This window comes from Lentibacillus sediminis (assembly GCF_002763455.1).
Classification (GTDB): domain Bacteria; phylum Bacillota; class Bacilli; order Bacillales; family Amphibacillaceae; genus Lentibacillus_D; species Lentibacillus_D sediminis_A.
The window spans coordinates 662,834-686,137 of sequence record NZ_NIXK01000001.1 but is presented as its reverse complement, the minus strand read 5'-3'; the positions used below and the strand labels follow the sequence as shown (position 1 = coordinate 686,137).

The 23,304-nt window shown below is 45.8% G+C and carries 21 protein-coding genes; 11 read left to right on the top strand and 10 right to left on the bottom strand.

From position 1 onward, the window contains the following. Window positions 1–23: 23 nt before the first annotated feature. Genes rpiA through CEG13_RS03175 form a run of 5 tightly spaced genes read right to left on the bottom strand, consistent with a single transcriptional unit; the run spans window position 24 to window position 4,774 of the window. Window positions 24–701 (bottom strand): ribose-5-phosphate isomerase RpiA, encoded by a 678-nt coding sequence (gene rpiA, locus CEG13_RS03195; RefSeq protein ID WP_100010308.1) that lies wholly within the window; start codon window positions 699–701, stop codon window positions 24–26. 47 nt (window positions 702–748) lie between these two features. Further along, a complete protein-coding gene (locus tag CEG13_RS03190; RefSeq protein ID WP_143469649.1) occupies window positions 749–1,405 on the bottom strand; it encodes a hypothetical protein in 657 nt (218 codons plus the stop codon). Between the two features lie 19 nt (window positions 1,406–1,424). After that, window positions 1,425–2,324, bottom strand: coding sequence for an ATP-binding cassette domain-containing protein (locus CEG13_RS03185; protein WP_100010306.1), 900 nt, complete (start codon window positions 2,322–2,324; stop codon window positions 1,425–1,427). Further along, entirely contained in the window at window positions 2,317–3,462 is a 1,146-nt protein-coding gene (locus CEG13_RS03180; protein WP_100010305.1) for a hypothetical protein, read from the bottom strand. The genes CEG13_RS03185 and CEG13_RS03180 overlap by 8 nt, the downstream gene beginning before the upstream one ends. A gap of 49 nt (window positions 3,463–3,511) precedes the next feature. Next, window positions 3,512–4,774 carry an ABC transporter permease subunit gene (locus CEG13_RS03175; RefSeq protein ID WP_100010304.1) on the bottom strand — a complete coding sequence of 421 codons (1,263 nt, stop codon included), beginning with the start codon at window positions 4,772–4,774 and terminating at the stop codon, window positions 3,512–3,514. Window positions 4,775–5,152: 378 nt separating this feature from the next. On the opposite strand from CEG13_RS03175, the gene CEG13_RS03170 reads away from it, so the two are divergent. The 4 genes from CEG13_RS03170 to CEG13_RS19200 all read left to right on the top strand — a co-directional run bounded on the left by CEG13_RS03170 (window position 5,153) and on the right by CEG13_RS19200 (window position 8,727). Continuing rightward, on the top strand, window positions 5,153–6,301 hold the full coding sequence (locus CEG13_RS03170; protein WP_100010303.1) for a hypothetical protein: 1,149 nt from the start codon (window positions 5,153–5,155) through the stop codon (window positions 6,299–6,301). Then, window positions 6,301–7,494: an ABC transporter permease gene (locus CEG13_RS03165; protein ID WP_100010302.1), complete on the top strand. Its 1,194-nt coding sequence runs from the start codon at window positions 6,301–6,303 to the stop codon at window positions 7,492–7,494. Before CEG13_RS03170 ends, CEG13_RS03165 begins: the two co-directional genes overlap by 1 nt. A gap of 17 nt (window positions 7,495–7,511) precedes the next feature. Further along, on the top strand, window positions 7,512–8,417 hold the full coding sequence (locus CEG13_RS03160) for an ATP-binding cassette domain-containing protein (RefSeq protein ID WP_239984548.1): 906 nt from the start codon (window positions 7,512–7,514) through the stop codon (window positions 8,415–8,417). Window positions 8,418–8,598: 181 nt separating this feature from the next. Beyond that, entirely contained in the window at window positions 8,599–8,727 is a 129-nt protein-coding gene (locus tag CEG13_RS19200) for a hypothetical protein (protein WP_275661787.1), read from the top strand. Window positions 8,728–9,573: 846 nt separating this feature from the next. Here CEG13_RS19200 and opp4A read toward each other — a convergent pair. From opp4A to CEG13_RS03135, 5 genes are all read right to left on the bottom strand, one after another. After that, the gene (opp4A, locus tag CEG13_RS03155; RefSeq protein ID WP_100010300.1) at window positions 9,574–11,433 is read right to left on the bottom strand and encodes an oligopeptide ABC transporter substrate-binding protein; all 1,860 of its coding nucleotides are present in this window, start codon (window positions 11,431–11,433) and stop codon (window positions 9,574–9,576) included. Between the two features lie 153 nt (window positions 11,434–11,586). Further along, window positions 11,587–12,495, bottom strand: a complete 909-nt coding sequence (locus tag CEG13_RS03150; protein WP_100010299.1) for an ABC transporter permease — start codon at window positions 12,493–12,495, stop codon at window positions 11,587–11,589. Window positions 12,496–12,529: 34 nt separating this feature from the next. Beyond that, entirely contained in the window at window positions 12,530–13,495 is a 966-nt protein-coding gene (gene opp4B, locus CEG13_RS03145) for an oligopeptide ABC transporter permease (protein ID WP_100010298.1), read from the bottom strand. Window positions 13,496–13,502: 7 nt separating this feature from the next. Next, window positions 13,503–14,435, bottom strand: a complete 933-nt coding sequence (locus tag CEG13_RS03140) for an ABC transporter ATP-binding protein (RefSeq protein WP_100010297.1) — start codon at window positions 14,433–14,435, stop codon at window positions 13,503–13,505. Next, window positions 14,416–15,438 (bottom strand): ABC transporter ATP-binding protein, encoded by a 1,023-nt coding sequence (locus CEG13_RS03135; RefSeq protein ID WP_100010296.1) that lies wholly within the window; start codon window positions 15,436–15,438, stop codon window positions 14,416–14,418. Before CEG13_RS03135 ends, CEG13_RS03140 begins: the two co-directional genes overlap by 20 nt. A 969-nt stretch (window positions 15,439–16,407) precedes the next feature. Here CEG13_RS03135 and rfbA point away from each other — a divergent pair. Genes rfbA through CEG13_RS03100 form a run of 7 tightly spaced genes read left to right on the top strand, consistent with a single transcriptional unit; the run spans window position 16,408 to window position 23,235 of the window. Further along, the gene (rfbA, locus tag CEG13_RS03130; protein WP_100010295.1) at window positions 16,408–17,343 is read left to right on the top strand and encodes a glucose-1-phosphate thymidylyltransferase RfbA; all 936 of its coding nucleotides are present in this window, start codon (window positions 16,408–16,410) and stop codon (window positions 17,341–17,343) included. Then, window positions 17,336–18,349: a dTDP-glucose 4,6-dehydratase gene (rfbB, locus tag CEG13_RS03125; protein WP_100010294.1), complete on the top strand. Its 1,014-nt coding sequence runs from the start codon at window positions 17,336–17,338 to the stop codon at window positions 18,347–18,349. Before rfbA ends, rfbB begins: the two co-directional genes overlap by 8 nt. After that, window positions 18,325–19,290 (top strand): glycosyltransferase, encoded by a 966-nt coding sequence (locus CEG13_RS03120; RefSeq protein ID WP_100010293.1) that lies wholly within the window; start codon window positions 18,325–18,327, stop codon window positions 19,288–19,290. The genes rfbB and CEG13_RS03120 overlap by 25 nt, the downstream gene beginning before the upstream one ends. Before the next feature lie 4 nt (window positions 19,291–19,294). After that, window positions 19,295–19,984 (top strand): GNAT family N-acetyltransferase, encoded by a 690-nt coding sequence (locus CEG13_RS03115; protein WP_100010292.1) that lies wholly within the window; start codon window positions 19,295–19,297, stop codon window positions 19,982–19,984. Window positions 19,985–19,987: 3 nt separating this feature from the next. After that, window positions 19,988–20,344, top strand: a complete 357-nt coding sequence (locus CEG13_RS03110) for an EamA family transporter (RefSeq protein ID WP_100010291.1) — start codon at window positions 19,988–19,990, stop codon at window positions 20,342–20,344. 4 nt (window positions 20,345–20,348) lie between these two features. Further along, complete coding sequence (gene rffA, locus CEG13_RS03105; protein WP_100010290.1) at window positions 20,349–21,479, top strand: dTDP-4-amino-4,6-dideoxygalactose transaminase; 1,131 nt, start codon at window positions 20,349–20,351, stop codon at window positions 21,477–21,479. After that, a complete protein-coding gene (locus tag CEG13_RS03100; protein ID WP_100010289.1) occupies window positions 21,442–23,235 on the top strand; it encodes a DUF6044 family protein in 1,794 nt (597 codons plus the stop codon). The genes rffA and CEG13_RS03100 overlap by 38 nt, the downstream gene beginning before the upstream one ends. Window positions 23,236–23,304 lie beyond the last annotated feature (69 nt).

Below are 23,304 nucleotides of genomic sequence, written 5' to 3'. Positions count from 1 at the left end.
GCTTTGTCCTTGAGAACGGCTCACTACCGCTCCAACAACCTCACTCCATCCTCACCACCAAGCAAGACCACATCCGCCATCCCAACAAACAACCCAGTCTCCACAACACCGACCAGTGATTTCAACTGGCCGTGAAGCTCCGCAGGGTCAGGGATCCGCTCAAACCGGCAATCCAAAATATAATTACCGTTATCTGTTATAAAACGTTCCTCGCCCTCTGTCCGCAAAACCGGTTCACAGCCAAGCGCAGAAATGCTGCCCGCAACAAGTTCCCAGCCAAACGGCACCACTTCTACCGGCAGAGGAAATTCACCAAGCACTCCCCTCTTCTTGGAGTCATCAGCGATAATAATCAACCGCTCTGCCGCGGAAGCGACAATCTTTTCGCGCAAAAGAGCACCGCCGCCGCCTTTAATCAGATGAAGCCCATCATCAATTTCATCAGCCCCATCAATGGTCAGATCAAGCTGCTGCACCTGGGAAAAATCAGTCAGCGGGATGCCGTATTCCATCGCTAGTTTTGCTGTGGCCTGCGATGTCGGGACCGCGGTGATCTCCAGCCCCTGCTTCACGCGCTCGCCCAGCGAAACAACCATCCAATATGCCGTCGATCCCGTGCCGAGCCCCACATGCATCCCGTTCTGCACATAGGACGCGGCCTTTTCACCTACTGCTTTTTTTGCTGTATCTGCTGCTGCCATCGATAACATCCTCCTTCAAATCTATCCGTTTCCTTCCTTATAATACATTATCCTTCCGCAGGCTGAAAGGAAATCAGCGAAATTCTCTTAATACGCAGTGTCTGCCCCTCCGTCAACTCGACCGTGCTTTCGGTTGCGGCAAACTCTCCGCCGATCACTTCATAAACATGAACATCTTCATTCGGCTGAAAAACCTGCAGATAGCCAAATCCATTTGGGGAAGTGATCGAATAGCTTCCTGGTGCAATATCGGTGCCGACCTGCCAAATGCCTGCACCCAACTCTGTTGACATCTCTGTCGCCACAGGCACAACAGACACCTGATCGAGTCCGTCCACCTCGATCACATGGCTTTCCGTCAAGTCAGCGGTAATGCTTTCCACCCCGTAATAACTGCCGAGAATCTCCTCTATCAGGACATCCCCCGCCTCATCACGAATAACGACATTTCCGGTAACATTCCCTGTGATCTGATAACGACCCGGCGTCACACGGACTTCCTCTCCACCATCACTCACAGCACCGATCACAACCTCTTCCGCCTCCACATTACTGCGATCGCTGATTTGCGTTACTGTTTCACTCACACCCTCCAGCATCTCCTCTTTTTCCTCACCAGTAATTTCAATATTATCCTCATACGCAGCCACTTTATCCGAAACCGCACCTTGAGCGAGGCAACCGCTCAACAAAAAAACCATCAACACTAGAACCCCGCACCAGCTACTTCGAATCAAGGTAGTACTTCTCATAGTATTCCACCGTCCCCAGTGAGCCAATTGTCAATTCCTGCTCTTTCCACGGCAGCAGCCGCTCGATCCACATCGTCTGCTCTTCCGCCTTCATCCCGGCCAGCGGAATGCACAACAAATGATCCGCAATATACAAGTGACCTGCAGGCAGTTCATACATCGTCCGCAACTCCTCATATTGCTCACGAGCCAGAGAAATCTTAATGTAAGCATCATCCTCACTATGCATATCCTGTTCGTGAACAAAATCTCCATCTTTTAAAAACAACACACGGTCCGCATACAAATCCAAATTAGCCAATAAATGCGATGCGACAAAAATCAGCTTCTGCTCCTTTTTCATCTCCAGCAGTTTTCGGGAAATCAGCGCCACATTGGACATGTCCAGGCCGTTCATCACTTCATCCATCAGCATCATTTCCGTATCAGCGGCCGCCATCATCGCAAAACAAAGCCGCTGCCGCATACCGAGCGAGTAGGTCCCTGCCTTCTTTTTGGCATAATGCCCCATCTCCAGTTCATCAATAACGCGCTGCACATGTTTGGTGGTCCCGCTCCACATATTGGCGTATAATTTCAGATGGTCCACTCCGGAAAGCTCATCAAACAAATCACGCTGCTCCGGAAATGTGCTCAAATGTCGGCGAATGTATAATTCCGCTTTTTCCGACCGATATGTATGCTCTTCCAGGAAAGTCACTTCTCCTTGTCCCGGCTTCAGGAAATTGGCTATCACATTAAACAGCGTCGTCTTCCCCGTGCCATTCGGCGCCACCACACCGATGATCTCGCCGGGTTTTGCGGTCAGGGACAAATCATCCAGCACCTTTTTATCCTTGTAGGCAACAGAAATATTCTTCAATTCAAGCATCGCGAACCTTCCTCCCAGACGTATAGGTGAGTTTATTTATCATAAAAATCACTAATGCAAACAGCAAAATCATCAAAGCCAGCCAGAGAGCAACATGCTGCACATCCAGCCCATCAGCACCCAACTGTATGGCCAAATCACCATCCAGCACCCCGGCAAAATCAACATATTTAATCAGCTGCAAAAACGAAGCTCCAACTCCCGCCCCCATCAGCAAATCAGGCAGCAAGAACAGTCCCAGCCCAATCAGCACATTGGCATAAGCATTGCGGAACAGCTGATTTAAGAGCACGGATACAATTAGCCCAAGCAACATGACCAGCATCATCAAACCAAGCGCATACAACAGGTATTCCATCGTGGACACCGCTTCAAAGCCGCCATCCCAGTAAAGCAGCACAGGATAGGAAAAATTCCCCGACCCTGATTCACTTGAGGCAACCCAGAAGCCAAGCCCCAGTCCCAGCAGCAAGCAGCCGGCAATATACAAAAACATCCCGCTGATTTTCGCCGAGATTTTTTTGAAAAAGGAAATCGGAAAGTCGCTGACAACCGTTCGGTGACGCTGATCGAAAACGAGGATCTCACTGCCGGCAAGCAAGACAAACATATAAAACACTACTCCACTCATCGCCCCGAGTCCTGCCACCAAATAATGCGTCGCACCCGTGGACTCCGGCTCAAGCGGCAGATCATTCGCTTGAATATAGCTTAACAGCGCCTCCTCTTTCAGCGTCTCTTCCCTTGGATAAACGAGATGCTCGGGAATCCACTTATTGCCCATTTCATGCAATTCCAGCCGCAGTTCATTCAGCATGAGCCCATTTTCCACATAATCTTCATGGCGCCCCTCTGATAAATAATAGAGTTGATAGTTTACCAGGGAAGCCTGCTCGGTCAAATTATTGTAAATCGCCGCTCCTTCCGGGTTCTCACGCTCCGTCTCCGGAAACTGCTGGAAGATAGCAACAAGCATATTGGCCTCATAGTGCTTCTGCGACTCCAAAGACACCGGTTCCTCCCGCGATTCCACCAAAAAGAAAATCGGGAAAAACAAGAGGAGAAACAGCCCGAGAAACCAATTTTTCCGCTGACGCAGCAGCAATTTCATCTCAAACAGCCAATACTTCCGGTACATAGGCATTTCCTTCCTTTAGAAATAATCAAGCAATCAAGGCTCAAGACAGCTATCCCGCCCGCGCGATTCGTTTCCCTTCTCTTTTAGAGGTGAAGCGTTTCCAGCCCGTTGATCTGCCATAGAAACGTCTTCTATTAACAAACCGTGAAACAGCGAACAACGATAACTCAACAACAACAATACTGACAAGCAGCACAATCAACCCTTTTTCATAGGTAATGCTATTCAAGTTGACCAAATAATTCTTCTCCCCTGTCACCACTTTGCCGAAATCAAAATACGTCTGCGGGAAAAAACTGAGGTCCACGCCAAAAAGTTCCCGCTCCCTCCGGTTAAAATAAAGCAGTTCGGAAAACAGTACAAGCGTACCCGCCCCGAGCACCACCCACGTATTCTTCAGCACCAGACTGAAAATCATATTCAAGCGGATGAACAGGAAAACGATAATCGGAATAAAGCTTGCAGCCAGCAGCAAAAATCTTCCAAGCGATATGGTCCCGTAATCTTCTAGCGTAAAGGTCTCCTGTACCAGCGACACCGGCACCTGCATATTAAATGAACCAAAGCCATACATGATAGAGACCGACAGGAGAGCTACTGCCAGCAACCCGACAAGTATCAGGCAGGTATACAAAAACGCCGCAAGTGATTTGGTGTTCAGCAGCTGATACCAGGATAGCGGCAATCCCTGCAGCACACTGCGATTGTTCCGGTCACGCACAAGCACATCACAGCTGAAATAAATCGCACTAAAGACGATCAAGTAAGCAACAACACTCAGGAAAAAATATTCCAATGTCTGCAGCCCAGTCTTCTGCTCAATCATGGGATAGGTCACCGGTGCGTCTAACTCCAAATACCCTTGATTTCGCAGAAGGGTCTGGTAGTATTGGTGGTTAATATCCTTCCCCGGAAAAGGTGAATTCGCGTCCACTGTCTCTACAGGGACAAAACTTCCTGCGTGCCCTATCAAGAAATGAGTCCTGAGCCGCAAATAACGCTCATAATTGCCCGCTTCGAAAGCTGTCAGCATATTCGTTTGCAAATCTATGTAACTGGCATTGGTCGCATAAACCGCCTGGCCGGTCTGCAGCAGAATCCCCGTCGCTCCCAGCTCTTCCCGGTCCTGCTGCTGTGCGGTCCTCTGTTGCAGATCCTGTTCCACTGCCTCCGGATGAAAGGACTCACTCGTCTCCTGATTCGGCAAAAGGATAAAACAATAACTGAAAAGCAATGCTGCCAAAAACAACAGGAACAGCAGATTCTTCCTGCTTTTTATCATCATCTTTAATTCGTGTTTTAATAAATGCATTCCAGCTTCCCCTTTAGGTAAAATCTCTCTGCTTTATTGCATATGTATTACTAGAATAAAAGGCTTTACTATGTGTCACAGAACTCCCATAGCCCCTGCAATAGACTCAATTATACCCTAATGACAGAATCTTTTAATGATTTATCTAAATATACTATATAACAAGTGATATGTAAAGCGCTTTCCTGTAAAAAACATCCAATTTTCACTAGAAGTCCTTAATAGAAATTTGGCTTTACTCAATTGCTCGATAGTGGCATGTCTGAGTGCTCCGATATAATTTTTGTAAAAAAAAAAACATAACAAAAACTTACAACCATCATATTGCAATCGCTTTCGTAAGTAGGTATAATCAACCATAAGCAAAGGAGGATTCACATGCTTCCATTAATGAAAACTATCTTTCTAGTAGAACGCAAAAATCTAAAATTCAGATCTATCCTCTCCGTATTAGTTCTTTTCATCATTGGATCATTTGTTTACCTGGAGAACAGCCAATTTAGAGAGCTCGAACCCGCAACAGCTTCGGAAGTGGTTGCTTTAAACTCTGCACTGGCTCAATTCAGAAATGTAGATGCCACCGATCCGGAAGTTGCTTCACCGCTATATCGAAATCTAATCAGTCAATCCAGCGAATTAGCCAACAGAACATTGGGGCTTGTGATGGAAGATGATGACACATACATACAAGGTGCGATTGAGCTCACAAAGGTACGGGATGAAGCCTATACGATGGAGGGATTTCAGGATGTAGCCGAATTTATCCCGACACATCGGCAAAACCAGTTAGATCAAGCTCTGTTTACTTCCATCCAATCTCAAAACGCGCCACTCTTAGTGGATAATTCCAACTTTCCAACGTATATCATCCTCCTGTTATTGGTATTAGGATATGGCTGGTACTTATTGGTTGGTATCTTAACATCGGATATTTTGCTGGATGAAGAAGATCACAAATCAGTTGTGAACGGTTATCCGTTTACAATGGCTTCCAAACTGTCTGCCAAAATACTTAGTTATTTAATTTTTGTATTCGCCTTATTGATTTTTACCTTTGCCATAACAATTACCGCTGCATCGATCATCTATGATATCAACCTAACGTACCCTGTAGCTATATTTAATGGTTATTATTTTACAATAGATGTTTGGCAGTACATCGGGCTAGCATTTCTCTATTTTATCTGCTTATCTCTTGTGGCAATCTCCTTTTCTATCATATTAAATTACTACTTTAAAAATCTTTATATCGTTATTTTTGTTCATTTCTTCTTCTTTTTCCTCATGCAGTTACTTCCGGCTGCAGGGAAATGGTTATGGTTTCTTCCATTTAATTACTTAAACTTTTCTACCGTAATTGATGGCCAGGCGGCAGAGATGGCGGGGAGCCGGATGATCACGTTAAACACAGGATTTTTCGTTTTATTCATTACAATATGTCTCCTGTTTCTCTTCATCTATTGGCAGTTCTATCGAAGGCAGATTAAGCACAGCAAAACGGCAAATACGAGGGGCGGTGCGGCATAATGGATTATATTAAATGGGAGCTGAAAGTATTTTTCACCAATCATAAAAACCTGATCCTATTTGCAATATTATTAGTAGCCAGCGTTTATTATGCTTTTTATATTGCCCCAGCTTATCAGCCGATTGAATCGGTCAATCAGAACGAAATCGAGTCAAGGTATGAAGACAGACAGGAGTTCTTAGATAATGTAGAGGTAACACCAGGCACCCACCCCCTCACATTATATTCCTATCAAGTGTATCCGGAATGGAATGAGCTGGATGGTGAGAGACTATCCGCTTTGGAGGATGGGGATTTACGTGCCTATGCTCAGGCAACACATGAATGGTATTTATATGCTGATTACCAAATTGATACAAACCGATTTGAATTTCTGCGTTATAGCCCGGGGTATTATACGTATGGTAATATGTTTTCCCATCAAGATGGCCATTACGCCTATCTTTACTCTGCGGAAAGGTATGGGGAGTATGCATCGGCAGTTTATAACCTAAATCTGAATATCTTTGAAGAACGAACGGCACTGCAAACATTGCAAAGACTGTTAGAATCAAGCCTGCCGTATATTTTGCTGCTGTCTTGTCTGCTTTTAAGCAACGATATCGTGATGAAAGACAGAAAACACCCAAGTATCGTGAATGGGTTTCCCATGACTCCATTCAAACGCATGATAATGAAGGGAATTGTTGCTTTAATAGGCAGCTTAGCAAGTATTGCCATATTGCTTCCCGCATTTTTCGTGATTGGATTTCGCGATGGTTTTGGAACGTTAAATCTGCCAGTCGTCGTATATCAATTTGCGTTCTTAAATGAAGGAACATTTGAAAGCATGCCGATGGGAATGTTTTTAATGATAAGCTTTGTGATGGTTCTCATATGGTTTGTATTAATTATCGGACTGGTACTCCTCATGAGCATCATCTTGAAAAATGAATATTTTAATCTAATGATCGGTATCATCCTTTTTGTAGAAATAACCTACTATCAAAGAGGAGAAATTATCGAGAATTGGTTAAGTTACTTCCCCACATCCTATGTTCAATTTGCGGATATTATCAGTGGTTATCGAAACTACGCGCTGTTAACAGGATCACTGGAATACGAAAAAGGTTTAGTCGTTCTCCTTTTGACGGTTATCCTTATCATATTACTTATATGGCTGGTTACAAAGAAAAAAAGAATGACAATATAGCGGAAGCAGGAGGGGAAATGATGATTCAATTAAATAATATCGTTGTCCAATTTGGAGAGAAGAAAGTACTGGGCGGCATTACCACAACATTTCAGCCTGGAGAGATTATTGGTTTGGTTGCACCAAATGGGACAGGGAAATCCACGTTGCTGAATGTGTTGATGAATTATGTCGTACCAAATCAAGGGGAAGTGATATTTGGCGACAATCTTCATTATACGAATAAGAAGAATGAAGCACATATCCGCTCATTAATAACGATGATGCCAGACCAAAGTGACTTATATAATCATTTAAATGGTATGGATCATTTACATATTTACAGGCAAATGTGGAGTCAGACTTCCATTGAACCGAATGAGGTGGTCGAGCGGCTGAATATGGCTCATTACGTGAAAGACAAAACCTACCAATACTCCCTTGGCATGCGTCAGCGACTGTGTTTGGCCATGCAAATCGTCGCCAATACACCCTATATGCTGATGGATGAAGTGATGAATGGATTGGATCCGGATAATGTGGAACTGATATCAAAGCTGCTTGAGGAAAAAAAGAAAGAAGGCAAAATCATTATCATTGCCTCCCACCTGCTAGAGAATCTGGAGAAGTATGCTGATCGAATCTTTTTATTAAAGGATGGAGAATTTATCTACTCCAGAGATTACAGAGAGACGGTTTCCGACGAAGAAACGTACTTAAAGTTTAGTTCAAGGGAAAATGATAAATTGGTGGAAGAACTAAAAGAAATTGTCCCAGAACTTAGGTATGAGGAGCTTACCAATGAGCGTGTGATTATGAATGTAGCACAGTTTTCTGCAAATCAGTATTTGCAAGTTCAAGCGCATCTTAGCCAGCATGCACAGGTTAACATGCAGATTGGGACATTGGATTTACTGGATCGGTATAGTGTGCATTATAATTGATGGATTAGTTTACTCGGCTTGCTTAAAAATTGGTATAAAGACATGATAATTCTCCACATCCAATAAGGTTAACCAAATGTCGAAGTTTGTAGTAATTTGCAGATATTTTTCTATCTATTTTCTCTATTAAAATTAATCTTTTAATGCTATAATTAATTAACTCACTTAGGAGGTGAAATCAATGAAGAAGATACTCTTAGGATCTGTGGTAGCTTTAGGGTTAACATTTTCTTTTACTGGGTTAGCAGGAGCAGCAGATTCCGTTGAAAATGTACCCTGCCATGTGGACTGCACAAAGCCAACAATGTAATTCACAGGTTAATTATAAGCCTTGGCTGTCGGGAGCTCTCGATAGCCATTTTTTTGATTATTGCGGATGTTTTTTAAGAGCTGTGCGGTTCTTTTTACCACACTTTGCGGGGGAATGTACCAGCGCTTGCGGAAGAGTTTACAATGATGAAGAAAAACATAGTACCACTTTTGCCAAATGAAAACCAGTATGTATATTACAGTGTTTAGCAACACTCCACCACCCTTGGCCTAGTTTGTGTCCGTGGTAGTCGTTTTGATGGCGAATGGCAGAAATGACCTTTGGGGTTATTCGCTTCAATAGCGTACCACGGACAATCACTTCTAGTTTCCGCTGGCGGAGCCTCGACCCCTTCCAGCGATCACTAAGAAGTAGCACGGCGGTCAAGGGCAAACAGCTAAAGCTGTCGTTAAGATAGTGTCATATTCAAGTGAGTAGATTATTGGTTCATTCTCTTGTTAAAGCTGGATCAAAAGATTGCACCGCTGTATCAATCCCATGGCTGTAACCACCGGAATAGAGGGGAAATAACGGCCAACAGTTCCCCAAAGCATGGTAAACTTCTCCGCACTCAATGGTAAAAAGAACTGCAAAGGTGGTATAAGTTGAATGCAATAAACATTTTTTAAGTTGCTTGAAGTAATCTTCACTTTCTCCTTGAAATATACTACTTCGGCTTGCTTGGTTATTAAAATTTTTAATGACCGACTAACCTTTGATAACATCATTTTCTAAATTAAATAGTTTCTAGCCTGCTTAAAACTCAGAGTGTTAAATAATCGGCCTCTTAGTTTAAAAAAGTACATATAAAAAGACCCGCCGAAGCGAGTCTTTTTCCTTTTAAGCTTATTCCACAGTTTCAGGCTCTTCAGCAGTCACAGAAACTTCATGTGGTGCATTCCAATGCTCTGCAATGGAATATCCTTGTACGCGGTTGTTAACCGGTACAAGTACTGCACGGTAAACAGTAGGGAATACTGGGATCTCCTCTACCATTAACTGCTGCCATTCCTTGTATACTTCCTGACGATGTGCCTGATCGAACGACTCTTCAGACAGTCCTTCTGCCAGCAACTCCTCATTTTCTTCATTTACAAAGCGCGGGTAGTTAAATGCAGCAAATTTAGAGTAAAGACCGGATGGGTCAACTGCAGTACCGGTACCCCATGCACCTTGATAAATGTCGATCGCAGGATCGTCATTTTCAATTCTCTCATAGAATGTGTTGAACTCAAGCAGACGTCCGTCAACTAATTGCACATTCAATCCTACTTCAGCCCATGCTTGCATGTAATAGTTGGCAAGTGGTTCTGCCGTGTCGCCGCCTGACATGGACGCAAAGTTAATTACTAACTCTTCGCCTTCAGGATTTTCCCGCATGCCATCCCCATTGGTATCTACATATCCTGCTTCTTCCAGAATTTGTTTAGCCATTTCCGGATCATAAGTTGGTGTTTCAATGGTTTCATCATGATAAGCAGGGAATGATGGTGGAATCAAGGTTGTGGCATTCCAACGTAACCCATTGTAGAATTGTTCCCCTACCGCATTGTTATCAACTGCATACCACATCGCACGGCGTAAATCAACATCTGCCATTTTTGCATCTGGGTTCATCTCAGCTACGCCTTCTTCTTCATTCCACTCACCCAATTTAAACCCAATATAGGTGTAAGCAAGATCTGTTTGCCCAAGGAATTCTACATTGGTTAAGCTTTCTTCAACATCAGGATATTGGTCCGTAGGGAAGCTGTCTACCATATCCACCTGACCCGTTTCCAGAGCTTGAACAACTGTTTGTGGTGAAATGACCTGTACAGTAAGCTGATCCAGTGCAGGTTCACCTTGCCAGTAGTCTTCATTGGCAACCATTGTTACAGACTCACCTGGTACAATGCTTTCCACTTTAAATGCACCAAAGCCGATTGGGTTTTGACGAACCGCATCGGATTCAGCCATTTCGGCAACTGGAATATCTTCAAAGATATGTTTCGGCATTGCGTATGGCCATAGACCGCTGTTTAGCAAACCAGCATCTGGCTCCAGGTATGTGATAGAAAGTGTTTTCTCGTCAATAATCTCAATACCGGAGATTGAATCTGCTTCACCATTTTTGTATGCTTCCATTCCTTCAATATTCATCATGGAAGTGCCATAGCGAACACCAGTATATTCAGGGTGCCCGATGACTTCAAACGAGTAGGCCCAGTCTTCTGCTTTTACTGGTTCTCCGTCATGCCAGTTTACATTATCTTTGATGGTGAGGGTGATTGTCAGATTATCTTCACTCATCTCATAAGTAGCTGCCCCATCATTAGTATAGTTATAGTTCTCATCTACGTCTAATAGTGCCTCGTCAAACCATTCCAAAATTTGAGAGTCAGGATCCCCCTCATAGAAATTCCAGTTCAGCACACCTTCAAATACAGTATCAGAAACCAAACCGAATTGCAGATGACCGCCATCGATTGCTTCCCCTTCATCAGTAGTTACTGGCTGGAAGTCTTCGATGGAATAAAGCCCATCTTCTGAAGCGGATTCTCCTTCACCCTCTTCACCTTCTCCTTCAGATCCTTCTTCCGTTCCGGAATCTGTACCGGAATCATCGGTGCCTTCTGTTCCGCTTTCGCTGTTACAGGCTGCAAGCACCAAAAGGAAAACGACCATCAAAGCAAGAAACCATTTGCTTAACCCTGTTTTTCTCATCCTTGTTAACCTCCCTTTTTTATTGCTTTCTTTGTGTCAGTAAAACTTATGCTTTACCGACAGGATATATACTCAACATCAATACAAGGATTACTATTGATGTAAGTAACGATCAATAAGTACTTCCTCCCCCAGGCCTTCACCCCCTTTAAATTATCCTCTTCTCTGTCTCGCATCGGCTGCACGCTTCAGCGCTTCCCCAACGTTTCTTACAGCTAGCATTAATACAAAGATCAATATGGCTGCAGGTAACCAGATCCACCATCTGAATTCAAGTGTCTGCGGGTTCCTCGCATAACTTAACAGTGTTCCAAGGCTCGGCGTGCTTTCCGGAAAGCCAAAGCCTAAGAAAGAGAGTCCGGATTCCAGTCCGATATTTGCTGCCAAATTTAGTGTCATCGTAACCACAATCAATGATGTAATATTCGGCAGCAGCTGGGTAAAGATTATTTTAGTATGGGACGATCCAAGTGTTTTCGATGCCTGAATATAGTCCAGCTCTTTTTCCTGCAATGCCCTAGACCGTATTAGCCTGGCGATCCCCATCCAGAGAAACATCGTCATGATGAAAGAAAAGGTTATCACCCCGTAATCAGGTACCAAGGTAACAAACACGATAACAGTCATAATCATTGGCAGAATCAGGAAAAAGTCGAGAATTCGCATTAGCACGTTATCAATCTGTCCGCCAAAGTAACCAGCTACGACACCATAGACAACCCCGATAATCCCTGTCGCCAATGTCACCAGAATCCCAATGGAAAGCGAATTTCTTGTACCGATAATCAGTTGTCCAAACACATCCCGACCACCGTAGTCGGTGCCGAGAATAAATTCCTCGGAAGGTGGTTCATGTATGGCAAATAAATCAACCCGTACTATCTCTTCCTGATTTAGAAAAAGGGACACACCATATACTAAAGTGGTTAGTATCACCAAAAAGATTAAGGATATTAACGCTACTTTATCTTTTATGAATTCTCGCCATATGATGCTAAAACCGGAAGGACTTTTCGTCGCGTCCTGTTTTTGATCATCCATATTTACATTATTTGTTTCCATCTGTCTCACCTCAGAGTCACTCAAGTTGGTTGGCTTACTTAATCCGGATGCGCGGATCCACGAGACTTAGTATAATATCAGAGAGCAGCGCTCCCCCAATTGCTGTAACGCCAAACAGCAGCACCACAGAAACCAGTGTGCTAAAGTCGCGAAGAGTAACGGATTCAAGGAACAGCTGCCCCATTCCCGGGTAACTGAAAATAGTCTCCACGAATATCGTTCCGCCGATTAAGCCGGTAATTTCAAATCCAAAGAATGCGGCAATCGGCAGGAGCGAGTTCCTCAGAATATGCCGGTTGTAAACCCTTGACTCCGGCGCTCCTTTTGCTCTGGCGGTAATAATAAAGTCTCGCTGCTTCGTATCGATAATCTCACTTCGCAAATACTGTACCGTGTTTACCGTGGCAATCAGTGCCATCGATATCCCCGGCAGGATTAAGTGGTACAGCTTGCTCAGCACATAATCAAATGTGCCTGGTGTGAGCCCCGGTTCCACACTCCCATTTGTCGGGAACCAGCCAAATTGATAACCGAAAATCCAAAGCATGACAAGTGCAAATATGAATAATGGCGTAGCAAACCCTACATAGGTATAGCCTGTAATCGACTGATCCAGCAGGGAATCATTATAACGTCCGCTTAAAATACCAAGTGGGACCGCAATGATATACGTAAATATCAATGTAACTACCGAGAGCCAGAACGAGTTGACAATTCGCTGGCCGATTAGTTCGGTTACCGGCATTTTAAAACGGTAGGACTCCCCCAAATCGCCCTGTACCACTCCGCTGACCCAGTCACCATATCGAACATACCATGGATCATTTAATCCCAATGCTTCTCGCCGTTGCTCCAGCTGCTCTGCAGTAATATTCGGGTTGCCTATCGAGCCGGTTAAGGCATCTCCAGGCATGAACTGTGCTGCCAGGAAAACCAGGACACTAAGTACTACAAGCTGAGGGAATGTTATAATTAAACGTCTTACGATAAATTTCCACATATATTTATCAACCTTTCTCCGGCAAAGCAACATAATGGGAGCCGGAAATCGGCTGCAGTCCGTATGCTAAGCCCTCGTTGTCAAAGTAATCGTCGTAGGAGTGTTCAAATTCGCGCTGTACCTCTTCGCGAAAATGGAACTGCTTTTCCCGGTTTCTCGGATTGATGTCCGGAATTGCCGAGACAAGCCGTTTTGTATAAATATGCTGTGGATTGTTAAAAATATCGTCTCTTGTTCCCTGCTCAACATAGCGGCCTCTATACATAATTGCAATATCATCACACATATGCTTTACAATACCAAGGTCATGACTGATAAATAAATACGTCAGTCCCAGCTCCTGCTGGATGTCCTGCATGAAATTCAATACCTGCGCCTGCACCGATACATCCAATGCCGAGACAGGCTCATCAGCAATGATCAGTTTTGGCCGGAGTGCAATTGCTCTGGCAACACCAATACGCTGCCGCTGTCCGCCGGAGAATTCATGCGGATATTTCACAATGGCTTCCGGGCTCAAACCTACCAATTCCAGTAGCTCCTGGACCCGCTTTTTCTCTTCCTGCTTAGAGAGCTTCTCAAAATTTCGCAGTGGTTCTGCAATCACATCAAGCACACGTTTCCTCGGATTAAGTGAGGAATACGGATCCTGAAAAATCATTTGGATATCTTTCCGAAGTGCTTTTGTCTTGCTTTGTTTTTTTGTGATGTCTGTTCCTTCATAAAAAACTTTTCCGGATGTCACATGATTCAAGCCAATAACGGCTCTTCCTGTCGTTGTTTTTCCGGAGCCGGATTCACCGACGAGTCCGTAAGTTTTCCCCTGTTCCACTTCGAAAGTGACACCATCAACCGCACGGACATGGTCAATCGTCCGGTTCAGGATTCCGCCTTTAATTGGAAAATGCACTTTTAAGTCTTTAACTTCCAGAAACGCCATTTGACTGTACCTCCTTGCTCTCATCCGGGAAATAGAACTGGCTGTGGCATGTGCAGCGCACGAAATGCCCTGGAGCTATTTCATGCATTACCGGATTTTCTTCATGTGCCGATGCATCCACCCATGGAATTCTCGATGCAAACCGGCAGCCTTCGCGAGGCAACTTCTTCAAGGAAGGTACAATACCTTGGATAACGTGCAGTTTATCTTGTCCTCCTTCCGCATTCGGCACCGAGTTCAATAAGGAGCGTGTATACGGATGAAGTGGATTTTCAAACAATGTATGAACATCTGAGACTTCGACAATTTGCCCGGCATACATGACAGCCACTCTGTCAGCCATTTCTGCAATAACTCCCAAATCGTGTGTGATCAGGATGATTCCGGAATTCATGTCGTTTTTCAGGTTTCGGATCAGGTCCAATATCTGTGCCTGGATCGTTACATCCAAAGCAGTTGTTGGTTCGTCTGCAATTAACAATTCTGGCTTGTTGGCAATTGCGATGGCAATAACCACACGCTGTCTCATCCCGCCGGATAATTCATGGGGAAACTGGCCATATACATGCTCCGGATACGGAATTCCCACCATGTTCAAGAGTTCTATTACTCTAGCTTTGCGGTCTTTCTGCGACATATCTGAACGGTGCAAAATCAACGTTTCCGCAATCTGGTCGCCCACTTCCATCAGCGGGTTCAGCGCTGTCAGCGGATCCTGGAAAATCATCGCCATATCGTCGCCGCGCAGCTTATTTAATTTGCCCGGTGCGGTATTCGCAATGTTTTCCCCTTTAAAGTTGATGTTTCCTTCGATTTTCGCCCGGTTGTGCAGCCCCATAAGGGAGAATGCAAATGCACTTTTTCCTGAGCCGGATTCACCGACGATCCCGAGCACTTCATTCTTATTTAGTGTCAATGTGACATCATCCACTGCGGCATAGTGTTCTTCGCCAATCCGGAATGAGGTCTTCAGATTTTTTACTTCCAATAGTTCTTCACTCAACGTAATCCCCCTAACGAAGCGTTGTTCTCTGTGCTGTCATGTGTCCTTCCTGCTGCTTTAGCCTCCGCGTATTCTGCTCTCGCTGCACCCGCAGTCGGGGAATATGCCCCTACACGTTCACCGTTTTGTCACGTGTTAATTTTAGTCATCGGTCGAACCTTCAGATAATTAATCGTAAAATTTATACTGTCTGGTGTGTTCATTAGACCGCCTAAGACATATATGAAAGCGGATTCGCTTTCCCAATTCTTCTGAAAATTCACCATGCAGGGAGCGATGTCTGCATGCGCTTGATGCTATTCATCTATCACTCTTTCACTATTTATCTGCTGCTACGTTTTCCGTTTATAATTTGTAAATAAAAGAAGAAAAAACGTAACAAAAACTTAATCTGGCTTGTAAGTGATTATAAGTGAAGGATTTTAAAAAAGCAATATTTTTTTTGAAATTTTTCTGGGACTTTTTGCGGGTACTGGTCTAGTCCTATCGGTCAAAGGTCACTGGAATGGCGGCATTTCAAGGGTTCGGGGATAAGCTATTTAGTATTCCCCTATTTAATTTTTCTTAAACTTTTTTAGGGATTTTTGTTGTGTGAGGTAATTTTGTGAAGTTGGGATTTTTGTGGATCCAGGACGGGAAATAGTAAAAGAGTCTATGAAACTTTCTTTTAACAGGATGGGGGTGAAGGAGAGAGCGCATTTCGAGTGCTTATGCTGGGAGTTTTGCACGTGAGAGCACTTCTCTCATGCATTTCGGGTGTTTATTGCCTCAGTTTTGACGGAGAGAACCCCCGTGAGAACATCGCAACCCCGCCCAAGCCACCAACCCCTCACTAACTAACTTGAAACATACTTGCAATCGAAATGTAAGATTATTTTTCTTATAAAAGAGGTAAATACTAAGTAGCTAGACTGACAAATTCGGGAGGACCGCCAACACTGGCTCCTTCCCATTCAGGGGTGAAAGATGATGAAAGGAATTATTTTAGCTGGCGGCAGCGGCTCGCGGCTTGCTCCCAGCACAGACGGAATTAATAAGCATTTGCTTCAAGTCTATGATAAACCGATGATTTATTATCCGCTCTCGGTGCTGATGCTAGGCGGAATTAAGGAGATCATGATCATCAGCACGCCAGAGGAGACACCACGCTTTCGGGAGTTATTAGGCGACGGGTCGGAGCTTGGGATTACCCTTCAATACAAAGATCAGCGCGAACCAAAAGGTATTCCGCAAGCGCTCACGATTTCCGAGGATTTCATTGGAAAAGATAAGGTAGCGCTCATGCTCGCCGACAACATTTTTTACGGGCAAGGATTCACGACCCTCTTGCGAAATGCCATTAAAAATCACAGTCATGCCACGGTGTTCGGATATCGCGTGAAAGATCCGGAGCGGTTTGGTGTTGTGGAATTTGATCATAAACAAAAAGTAATTTCCCTTGAGGAAAAGCCGGATGAACCACGCTCCGACTTTGCGGTGACCGGACTGTACCTTTACGATCACCGGGCGGTAAATATCGCCAAAAAGCTGAAGCCGTCCGACCGCGGTGAGCTGGAAATTACCGATTTAAATAAGGAATACCTGAAATGGGGACAGCTGGATGTCGAACTTCTGGGCAGAGGGTTTGCCTGGATGGATGCCGGCACCCATGAATCGCTATTTGAGGCATCGGAATTTGTGAAAATCACCCAGCGCCAAGGGTTCAAGATTGCTTGTCTGGAAGAAATCGCCTACTATCTGGGGTATATTTCCCGGGATCAATTATATGAAAGAGGAAAAACCATGGAGAAAAATGATTACGGGCAGTACCTGATGGAAATCGCCGATCGGCCGCACTCTCAGCAGTACTGGGATCCGGATTCGATCGATCAGCACCCGATGCTGGGACTGGCGGGCAATGAATAAGCGCGACTCTGCCCTGCTTGTGACCGGGGGAGCCGGGTTTATCGGGGCAAACTTCATTCATTATTATCTGAAAAAATACCCGAATTCCCAGCTTCTCAATGTCGATAAACTGACCTATGCAGGGACAACAGCTAATTTAGAAGCGGTCAGCCATCTCGAAAACTATCATTTTATCCATGGCGATATTACAGACGAAGCATTAGTGGAGGAAATTTTTGCAGAATACGATATTTCCGGCGTAATTCATTTTGCGGCAGAATCGCATGTGGACCGCTCCATTCAGGACGCCAAGCAATTTGTCGAATCCAATGTTCTTGGGACTCTCATGTTGCTTAAGGCTGCGAAGAATGACTGGGAGCAAAAAGGCGTGCTGAGCGAACGACGGTTTCATCATATTTCGACAGATGAAATTTACGGATCGCTTGGTGATCAAGGAAAATTTACCGAAGAAACGCCATACGACCCACGCAATCCGTACAGTGCCTCCAAGGCAGGAGCCAATTTGCTTGTAAAAAGCTTTGGTTATACGTATGGAATGAATGTGGTTATCTCGTCCAGTTCCAATAATTATGGACCGAGGCAGCATTCGGAAAAACTGATCCCGACGATTATCCGAAAAGCATTGGCAGGAGAAGAGATCCCAATTTACGGGGATGGCAAGAACATCCGTGACTGGCTCTATGTCGAGGATCACTGCCGCGCATTGGACACAATTTTCCACCGCGGAAACCAGCTGGAAACGTACAATGTCGGCGGCGGTAATGAGAAGACAAATATGGAAATGGCTTATCTGATATGCGATATTCTCGAGGAACAGGTGCCGGGAAAATTTCGTGACCTGATCACCTTTACAGCGGATCGCCAAGGCCATGACAGAAGATATGCTGTAGATGATAGCAAACTGCGAAACACATTGGGCTGGAAACCGGAGACAGACTTTCACCAGGGTCTGCGGAACACCGTGGATTGGTATGTAAAGCAATGGAAACCGCATCCCGCCCGCTGATCTCCGTCGTCGTGCCGGTCTACGGCTGCGAAACCTGCCTGATCGAACTTTGCAGCCGGATCAGGGACGCCATTGCCAGCATTCCAGCCCATTATGAAATTATTCTGGTCAATGACGCGAGTCCTGATGATGCCTGGACGACGATCAAACGATTAAGCAAAGAAAACAGCCAAATTAAGGGGATTGATTTTGCCAGAAACTTTGGTCAGCACCATGCGATCACCGCAGGGCTCGACCATGCAGACGGCGACTGGGTGGTCGTGATGGACTGCGACCTGCAGGACCGCCCGGAGGAGATTCCCAAACTGTATGAGAAGACCCAGCAAGGCTATGAAGTCGTGTTCGGTAAGCGAATCGAGCGCCAGGACAGCTGGTGGAAACGCAAGCAATCCAAACTGTTTTACCGCGTTTATGATTATTTCAGCGGACAGAACTCTGACTTCACAGCAGCCAATTTCAGCATCAGTGCGAGAAAAGTGGTGCTGGCCTTCCGGAAAATGCGGGAACAGAACCGCTTTTTCCCGCTGTTTATTCAGTGGATGGGGTACAGATCAGCCAGCATTCCGGTTGAGCATAGTGAACGAAAAGAAGGGAAATCCACTTATAACCTGAAAAAACTGATTACCTTGGCGACCGATGCGATCATCTCGCAGTCCAATAAGCCACTAAGGCTGTCGATCCAGTTTGGCTTTTTGGTCGCGGCCGCCTCCCTTTTATACGGCCTGTATTTATTTGGCCGCTATTTCTTTTTGGATCAGCCTGTCCAGGGCTGGACCAGTGTGATGGTCTCGATCTTTTTCCTAGGTGGACTGATGTTCTGTAACTTTGGCATTCTCGGCCTTTATCTGGGGAAAATTTTCAATGAAACCAAAGCAAGACCGCTGTATCTGATCAGAGAAACAACAGACGAACCAGACGACGAAACAGAGAAACGGAGCTGATAGGATGGAGAATTATTTAGAACCAACCCCGTGGGATCAGCGGAATTTTCTTATTAACACATACCAGCTGACCTCAGGCATAGAGGCAGCGCTCAAACAGGCAAGCGAAACCGAGGGACATTTTACGGTGAAAATGACACCGGAAGAAAATACGGAAAATCTGCAGAAATATGGATTCTACTATGTGGATACATTAATCGAGCCGGTCTGCCGCCGGGACCAGCTGCAGCATGTGGAGCAAAAGGATATTCAGTTCACAAGGGATTACGATAGAGAGGAAATTCTGGCGATCGCCGGGGAAGCCTTCTCCGGCGGGCGTTTTCATCGGGATTTCAATGTTCCTGATTACATGGCCGACCGGCGTTACCGCAATTGGGTGAATGACCTGGTGGAAGAGGACCTGATTCTGGCGCTTGTAATGGATGGGAGAACGGCGGGGTTTTTCGCCTATCAGGGCGATAAAATTCTGCTCCTGGCGATGCACTCGGATTTTCGCGGCAAAGGCTTGTCCCGGGCGTTCACCAGCCAGTGTGTCGCCGAACAGTTTCGGCTGACGGGGCATGACACGTTGCGTACGTCTATCTCCCCAGCTAACCCTGCATCGCTGAATGTGTTTATTTCGATTGGCTTCCGTCTGAACGGTGCCGTCGATGTCTATCATAAACTGAATGGTTCGCTGCCGGTAGGAGGATAAGCAATGGGTTATGCGTATATTTTTGGAACGATTTTTTTCACGGTGTACGGTCAGCTGATTTTAAAATGGAAAATTGACCAGCAGGGGTCTTTGCCTGTGCCGATGGGCGAAAAATTCGTTTTCCTGCTGCAGCTATTGTTGAACCCATGGATTCTGTCCGGGTTTTTTGCCGCGTTTCTGGCGGCACTCAGCTGGATGGCGGCGATGTCTAAATTTGATATCAGCTATGCCTACCCATTCATGAGCCTTTCCTTTGTGCTCGTGTTTATTCTGTCGGCCGTCTTGTTTGGCGAGCCGGTAAGCACCCAGAAAGTGATCGGGTTTGGATTTATCGTACTAGGCATTATCATTATGAGGTGATTTTATGATTCCATTTAATAAACCATGTGTCGTCGGCGGGGAACAGGAGGCGATTCAGGAAGCAATCAGCCGCGGGAAGCTTTCCGGAAATGGCACTTTTGGCAAGTGGTGCACGGATTGGCTGGAAGAGGAGCTCCCCGCAGAAAAGGCAATCCTCACTCCCTCCTGCACCGCGGCGTTGGAGATGACCGCACTGCTCACGGAAGTCGGTTCCGGGGATGAAGTGATCATGCCTTCCTATACCTTTGTCTCGACAGCCAATGCCTACGCACTGCGCGGGGCCGCGATTCGGTTTGTCGATATTGATCCGGACACCATGAATGTCGATCCGGCTGCAATTGAAGCGGCGGTGACACCCCGTACGAAAGCAATTGTTGTCGTTCATTATGCCGGGGTGGGCTGTGATATGGACGCCATCATGGAGATCGCTGACGCCCACGGGCTCTGGGTTGTGGAGGATGCCGCTCAAGGATTGATGAGCACCTATAAAGGGAGAGCACTTGGTACGATTGGGCACCTCGGAACATTCAGCTTTCATGAGACAAAAAATTATCAGTGCGGAGAAGGCGGTGCGCTAATCGTTAATGATCCTGCACTCGTGGAACGCGCAGAGATCTTACAGGAAAAAGGCACCGACCGCTCGCAATTTGTAAAAGGAATGATCGACAAATACACGTGGCGCGATCTCGGTTCCTCCTATTTGCTGAGCGAACTGAACGCGGCGTATCTGTCGGTTCAGCTGAAGCATGCGGAGACGATTAACGAAAACCGACTTCTTACCTGGGACCGCTATCTGGATGGACTTGAGCCACTGGAGGAAGCGGGAAAAATCTCGCTGCCTGTTGTCCCGGATGGTGCCCGGCAAAATGCACATATGTTTTATATCAAAGTAAGCAGTGACGCCGAGCGGACGGAGCTGATCGGCTGGCTGAAGGAAAAAGGCGTGATGGCAGTGACACACTATGTCCCGCTGCACAGTGCCCAGGCCGGGAAGAAATTCGGCAAGTTCAGCGGGGGTGATCGCTGGACGACCACGGAGAGTGAAAAACTCCTTCGCCTGCCGTTATATTATGGTATCAAACAAGAGGATGTGGACGATGTTATCAGGTATATTTTCAACTATTTTCAAGTATAAATACATCTGGATCGCCGGGCTGATCCTCATCGCCTATCTGCTGCCCTACTATATACTTGGCGAGGATACACATATCCGGGTCCATGATAATATGGATTCCAACATTGTCTGGTACAAGGTGCTTGCCGAAAGCGGCCAGATTTTCACCCTGACGGACAGCACCCTTCCCTATGCGATCGACGGCCTGCCGCGCAGTGCTCTGCCGACACCATTTGATGCGGTCGTCTGGCTGTATGTGCTGTTCGAACCAATGACCGCATATACGATTAGTCAGACGATAATGCGATTTGGCGCTTTTATTGGGATGTATCTGCTGCTGAAGCGGCATGTGTTTGCTGGGGGCCCCGGTCGTGGTTTTCAGGAAAAAGATGAGAGATTAGAGGACAGCTTGCTTAGTGGAGAGTCTCGACTGGAGCGTGAAAAGTATGGCCTGTCAGGTTATGTACCAGACTGGATTCCAGCCGGTGCGGCACTGACTTTTGCCATGCTGCCTTATTGGCCATCCGGTGTCTGGTCAATCGCCGGTATCCCGCTGGCGCTCCATTTTTTCCTGACGATCCGGAAATATGGCTGGGCCACACCGAAATACAACTGGGTGATCCTGCTGCTGATTCCTTTTTTCTCCAATTTTATATTAAGTTTCGTTTTCTTCGTTGCATTAATGGGGCTTCTCTGGCTGATTGACTGGATTCGCTCCCAACGGATTAACTGGCCATTTTTCACAGCGATTGCTTCGATGACAGGGATTTACCTGGTGAAAAATTACCTGATCATCTCATCCATGTTTTTCGACTCGGGATTCACCTCACATCGGGAGGAGCTGGATCTTGGCCATAATACATTGGAACGCAGCGTGGAATTGTCCTGGGAAAATTTCCTGTACGGTCATACCCATGATGAGGCGCAGCAGGTGTGGATTATCATTCCGGCGATTTTTATTGCATTGGTGGTTGCGGTTTGTAAAAATGTCAATCCGCAAAAACTGATTTACCTGTTCGTCGCCAATTTCGTCATTTCCGTCTGGTATGCCTTCTGGTACTGGGAAGGCTGGCGTGTCGTCAAAGACAATTTCATGATCGCTAACACGTTCAATTTTTCCCGGATCCACTTCCTTGACCCTGCGATCTGGTATATCTTGTTCGCCCTGGCGCTGATGCTCATCTGGCGGCATATGAAATTCGGAAAACTCCTTGCAGCGGTGCTACTGCTCACGCAAAGCTGGATCCTGTTTGACTTAAATGAGGAAAGCAAATATGGCAGGCTGGACACACCGACTTTCGCCGAATTTTATTCCGAGGATTTGTTTCAGCAAATTGAGGAATATATCGGCGAAGATCAGTCCGACTATCAGGTCGGGAGCATCGGCATGCATCCGACCATCGCTCAGTTTAACGGCTTCCACACGCTGGACACGTACAATAACAGTTTTCCGCTCGAGTATAAACACGCCTTTCGCGAGGTAATTGAAGGTGAACTGGAGAAAAATCCAACCCTGGAAAGCTATTATGATACATGGGGCGGCAGACTGTATATGTATGTTGCCTCCCACGGGAAAGATTATATGTTCACCAAAGACCGGGAAGAGGAAGGCGCGATTGAAAATCTGGACATTGACACGGAAGCCCTCCGTGATCTCGGTGGTGATTATATTCTGTCGGCTGTGCCGATTGAAAATGCCGAAGAGCTTGGGATGGAACTTGAGGAGACGTTTGAGAATGGTGAGTCTCCTTGGAAGATTCGGTTGTATGGGTTGTAGGTGATAAATGTGGAAATGATTTGGGAAGTCGTGCTTATTGGTTGAAAATCAAGCCCCCGAGTAATCCAT